This window comes from Methyloceanibacter sp. (assembly GCF_058506495.1).
This window is the reverse complement of sequence record NZ_JBZMXT010000116.1, coordinates 1-5078: the sequence shown is the minus strand read 5'-3', so window position 1 is coordinate 5078 and position 5078 is coordinate 1. Positions and strand designations below refer to the sequence as shown.

6 protein-coding genes are annotated in these 5078 nt (G+C 58.4%); 3 read left to right on the top strand and 3 right to left on the bottom strand.

What is annotated here, in order from left to right:
* The 3 genes from AC33YF_RS12740 to AC33YF_RS12730 form a co-directional block, all read left to right on the top strand.
* Window positions 1–1073 (top strand): porin (locus AC33YF_RS12740; RefSeq protein WP_491777584.1); only part of this gene is annotated, 1073 nt, incomplete at its 5' end.
* A gap of 215 nt (window positions 1074–1288) precedes the next feature.
* Window positions 1289–2068 carry an ABC transporter ATP-binding protein gene (locus AC33YF_RS12735; RefSeq protein ID WP_491777583.1) on the top strand — a complete coding sequence of 260 codons (780 nt, stop codon included), beginning with the start codon at window positions 1289–1291 and terminating at the stop codon, window positions 2066–2068.
* Window positions 2065–2880, top strand: a complete 816-nt coding sequence (locus AC33YF_RS12730) for an ABC transporter permease (RefSeq protein WP_491777582.1) — start codon at window positions 2065–2067, stop codon at window positions 2878–2880. Before AC33YF_RS12735 ends, AC33YF_RS12730 begins: the two co-directional genes overlap by 4 nt.
* A 20-nt stretch (window positions 2881–2900) precedes the next feature.
* Here AC33YF_RS12730 and AC33YF_RS12725 read toward each other — a convergent pair whose 3' ends face one another.
* The 3 genes from AC33YF_RS12725 to AC33YF_RS12715 all read right to left on the bottom strand — a co-directional run.
* Window positions 2901–3653 carry an ABC transporter ATP-binding protein gene (locus tag AC33YF_RS12725; RefSeq protein WP_491777581.1) on the bottom strand — a complete coding sequence of 251 codons (753 nt, stop codon included), beginning with the start codon at window positions 3651–3653 and terminating at the stop codon, window positions 2901–2903.
* Window positions 3613–4362, bottom strand: coding sequence for an ABC transporter permease (locus tag AC33YF_RS12720; protein WP_491777580.1), 750 nt, complete (start codon window positions 4360–4362; stop codon window positions 3613–3615). Before AC33YF_RS12720 ends, AC33YF_RS12725 begins: the two co-directional genes overlap by 41 nt.
* A 47-nt stretch (window positions 4363–4409) precedes the next feature.
* The coding region (locus AC33YF_RS12715) for an ABC transporter substrate-binding protein (RefSeq protein ID WP_491777579.1) at window positions 4410–5078 on the bottom strand (669 nt) is incomplete at its 5' end.

The window sequence follows — 5078 nt, the reverse complement described above, 5'->3', positions numbered from 1 at the left end:
GCTTGTATGGTACCGATTACGGCGCCATCAACACGCTTTACTCATACATTTACCTGAAAAGCGATGACTACGGCACGCTGAACTGGGGTCATCTGAGCCCTGCTTCGGACAACCCGGCTGTTTTGGCTGACATTTCTGGGACGGTCATCGAGTCGAACGCGGTGGTCTTTGAGGGCGGTGGTTTCTTTATGCGGCCTTCCGGTACCAACGCTAACGCGGGGTCGTTCAACCAACTTCTGCTCTGCAGCGCCGGTAATGCACCTGGCGCCGATTGCTTCGGCGTGGCACAGCCAGCGGTTCGCTATGACTCGCCGACTTGGAACGGCTTCCGGTTCGAGACGTCTTACGGTACGGCAGGTTTGGTAAATGCCATCCTGGATACGGACTCTTATCGGGGTAATTCCGGTGGTGGGCTACTCCCGCATCCGGCTGATACGGATTCCAAGTTCTGGGATTTCGCTGCCATCTATAATGAAGACTGGGGTAATTTCCGCGTTTCGGCTGCCTATGCCTACACATGGTTGGAGTCGAGCCCGCTGAACGGCGGTGAGCAGGATATTCACCAGGTTGGTGGTACTTTCATGCACGTGCCAACGGGTCTGGGTGTTTACGCCACTGGTAACTGGGAGATCGTTGGCAACGCCAATAACGCCCTCTGCCCTGGTAATAACTGCCTTTCGAACAATGCTCCTGGCAACGTTCTTCCCGATACGGATAGCTGGGGCGTGAAGCCTTTCTGGAAGGCATCGGACCTGACCCAGCTTGGTGCCTTGACCATTTACGGTGAGTACTATCAGTACAACGACTTCTATGGCCTAGCGAATGCTGCTGGCTTTGCGAGCATTCTGCCGAACTGCCCGACGGGGGCTTGTGCGGTCACCGGTTCCGAGATTGAGCGCTGGGGCGTGGGTGCCGTGCAGGAAATCGACGCTGCTGCGATGCATGTTTACGCTCGCTGGCAGAAGCTGGGTGTGACGGAACTGAATATCCAGGACCTGAACACGCTTGAGCGTCGTACGCAGGGCTTCGACGACAACAACCTGTTCCAGGTTGGTGGGATCATCTTCTTCTAGGCCACCACTCCAGACAGACGTTTACGGAAGCCGCCCCTCGGGGCGGCTTCTTTTTTGCCCAGCCCAAATCACCGCAAGCAATGCGTCGGCGAGGCCTCAACGTCTCGGATCGCTTAGGATGCTTGTGAAAGCGGAGGTCAGACGCTATTCCTCACTTACGCCAATAGGGCTCGTGTGAGCTCGGAAAGGAACCGCACAAGTTCCAAGGGAGGACAATGAAAGATTCTGCAACTGGCTCCGCGGGGTCTAAACAGCCGGTCCTGTCGGTCCAGAATGTCTCTTACTGGTATGGGGACAAGCGGGCTCTGGACGACGTCACCTTCGACGTCTATCCCGGACGAGTAACTGCGCTGCTCGGGCCGAACGGCGCTGGCAAGACGACGATTTTTTCTCTGATCACCCGACTATTCGATGCGCCGGAGGGACGGATCGAGATCGATGGCCGCGCAGCTGCCGATTGGGGCTTTAAGGTGTTAGGGCCCCTTGGCGTAGTCTTCCAGCAGCCGACACTCGATCTCGATTTGTCGGTGCGGCAGAACCTCCGCTACTTCGCCTCTCTGCGTGGTTTGGACCGGCAGGAGGCCGACGCGCGCATGGAGAAGGCCTTGGACTCGCTCAATATGACCGAACGTATGAGCGAGAAGGTACGCGCGCTCAACGGCGGCCACCGACGACGCGTGGAGATTGCACGGGCGCTCCTGCATAGCCCGAAACTGCTTTTACTGGATGAGCCCACCATCGGGCTCGATGACCCTACGCGTGACGCTATCGTTCGTCACATTCATAGCCTAGCGGCGTCGGAGAACATCGGTGTCCTTTGGGCCACCCACTTGTTCGACGAGGTAGAGGCTAACGATGCGCTCGTCGTTATCAACAAAGGACGCGTCGTGGCGCAGGGCGACGTGGCTGGTATCGAAAAAGAGACAGGTTCAGACAATTTGGCCGAGGCCTTCCGGCGCCTTACTGGCGACCGCGTTGAGGAGGTCGCCGCATGACGTTTACGCACTATGCCCGGGCTTTTCGCGGGATCGTCTGGCGCGAACTCCTGCGCTTTCTGCAGCAGAGAGAGAGATTTTTGGCCGCGCTTGTTCGGCCCCTGATCTGGCTGATCATCTTTGCCGCAGGCTTTCGGGCCGCCCTCGGTGTGTCGATAATCCCGCCCTACGAGACCTACATCACGTACGACGTGTACATCACGCCGGGCCTGCTTGCGATGATCCAACTCTTCAACGGCATGCAGAGTTCGTTGTCGATGGTTTATGACCGCGAAATGGGCTCGATGCGCGTGCTCTTGACCACACCGTTGCCGCGCTGGTTCCTGCTCATATCGCGGTTGTTCGCGGGCGTCCTGGTGTCATTGTTTCAAGTCTACACCTTCTTGGCTGTGGCTTGGCTCTGCGGCGTAGAGCTGCCCGCGTGGGGCTACCTGTTGGCGCTACCCGCGCTCATCTTGACAGGCATGATGTTCGGGGCGCTCGGCATGTTGCTCTCCTCGACGATCAAGCAGCTCGAGAACTTCGCCGGGATCATGAACTTCGTGATCTTTCCGATGTTTTTCGCATCATCGGCTTTGTATCCGCTCTGGAAGATGCGCGAGGGTAGCTGGATCCTTTACGAGATCTGCTTCTACAACCCGTTCACCTGGGCGGTAGAGCTCATCCGGTTCTCGTTCTATCAGAAGATGAACTGGGAGGCGCTTGCCGTCGTGGCCGTTTGCACGATCGTGTTCCTCGGTCTTTCTGTATGGGCCTATGATCCGTCGCGAGGTATTCAGCAGCGCAAGGCGATGGCGCCCGCTGGCGGATAACCCAAGATCGCGTGAACGGTCTACATGCCAGCGAAGTTTGCCGGGAAGCGCTTCGAAAGATCTGTGTGCAGAGCCTCGATCATCGCGGCATCGCGTTCGGCTTGCGGCACGTCGATACTCTCGACCGCGAGCACATGGGTCGGGCGCGGCGCCATTACAACGAGCTTGTCAGCGAGTTGAAGGGCTTCGCGAGGATTGTGCGTCACCATAACTGCAGTCGTAGGCCGGGCGGACCAAACGTCGAGTAACAGCCGCCGGAGACGGTCTGCTGTCCGTTCGTCGAGTGAGACGAATGGCTCGTCCAGCAACAACAAGTCTGGCTCGGTTGAGAAGGCCCTGGCCAAAGCGGCGCGGCGCGCCAAGCCTAATGAGAGCTCCTGCGGATAGCGGGGCAACATCTCGGCGACCCCAACGGCCTCGGCCAGCGAGTCGAGAGCCTCAGCGGTGAAGTCCGGCGCCGCGACAAGCTCAATATTCTGACGAACCGTGCGCCATGGCAGGAGACGCGGCTCCTGGAACATGAAGCCCAAGCGCGCGTGAGGCGGCATATCGATCTCGCCGGTATAGTCGTCGTCGAGACCGGCCACCGCGCGCAGCAAGGTGGTCTTGCCGCAGCCCGAGGGCCCCATCAACACGGTCATGCTTTCGGGTTCTAAGTCGAGCGACAGATTGCGGATCGCCGTCAGCCGTGTCCCGTCAGCCCCCACATGGGTCTTTTCCTCTATGCGGATCTTAAACTGGCTTGTTTCGCCAGCGTGTCGTGTATCTTTCAAAGGGCTGTACCAGTAGATATTCGATGGCGAGCATGACAGCGACGAAGGCCAGCGTATAGCCGAGAATGGCCGTCACGTTGAAGAGTTGAAAATTCAGGTGCAGTTCGAAGCCGACGCCATTGGGGCGTCCCAGTAGTTCGACTACAAGGACAATCTTCCAAATCAGGGAGAGCCCTGTACGAGACGCGGTAGCGAAGTAGGGCTGAAGCTGCGGCATGGTGACGTTGCGAAACTTGCTCCAAGGCGTCATGCGATAAGCCCGCGCCATTTCATCGAGACCTGGGTCCAGCGCCCGTGCACCTTCGCGAAGCGTCACAATGACGTTCGGAATCTTATTCAACGCGACCGCTCCGATCGCCGCCCACTCGTTCAGGCCAAACCACACATAGGCAAGAATAATGATGACCAGCGCGGGCACGTTGAGGAGCACAATAAGCCAGGGGTCCAGCACTCTGTTTACAGCCGGCAACTCACCCATCAGCAGCCCAATAGCGCTGCCAACAACCATGGCGACCACGAATGCCGCGACAACGCGCCAGAGCGTAATCCCAAGCTGAAATATCAGGTCGCCGTGAATCGATTCCTCCACGACATAGTTCAGCACCTCGCCCGGTCCTGGCAGCAGCCTGCTCTGGGCGAAGTGCGCCGAAACGAACCAGACCAGTAGAAACATGACAATGGATACGATCGAAATCCACGGACCGCGCATGTACCACGAGGACCTAGGGCGTATTTCCGGTTGTGCTTCGGCCGTGGTCACTGCGTAGTCCCGTGCCAGAAGGTTCCTGGGGCGAGCTCCGTGCCAGGCCCCACAAGCTTGGTTCCCCCCAGCTCCCTTAAGAACTGAAACAGAACCTTTGCATCGGCCTCTTCGAATGTAAGACGGCGCTCCGGAATTCCCTCACGGAAACGGCGGCGCAACGCATCGAACGTCGCCTCGTCAAAGTTTGGATCGTTCGCACTCATCACTGGTTTTAAGCGTTCCCATTCGGCATCTGAGGTTGCCAGCAGTTCGTTGGCCTTTTCCGCGGCTCGAACGAAACCATCAATCGCCGACGGGTTTTGCTCCGCCCAGTCCGCATTGAACGCGTAGCCCAGCATTGCGACTTCACCCTTCGCCCCCAGCTCGCGAACGACGTCCTCAAGTCCGATGAGCTGCGTAAAACCGACGGCTTCAAGGCGTGCGGCGTAAGGCCAATAGTTCAGCACTGCATCGATCTCACCTTGCTTAGCACGTGCGGCCAGCAGAGGCGGTGCGCCAAACTCCTGCGTGGTTTCCGTTCGAAGATCGATATTCGCTGTACGAAGCGCGTAGGCAACGATCAGCAGCCAGCTCTTGTCCAAGGGCCCGCCGGCAACGCCCAGCGTTTTGCCCTTTAGGTCGGCCAAGGTCTTGATGGGCGAATCTGGTGGAACCATGATGGC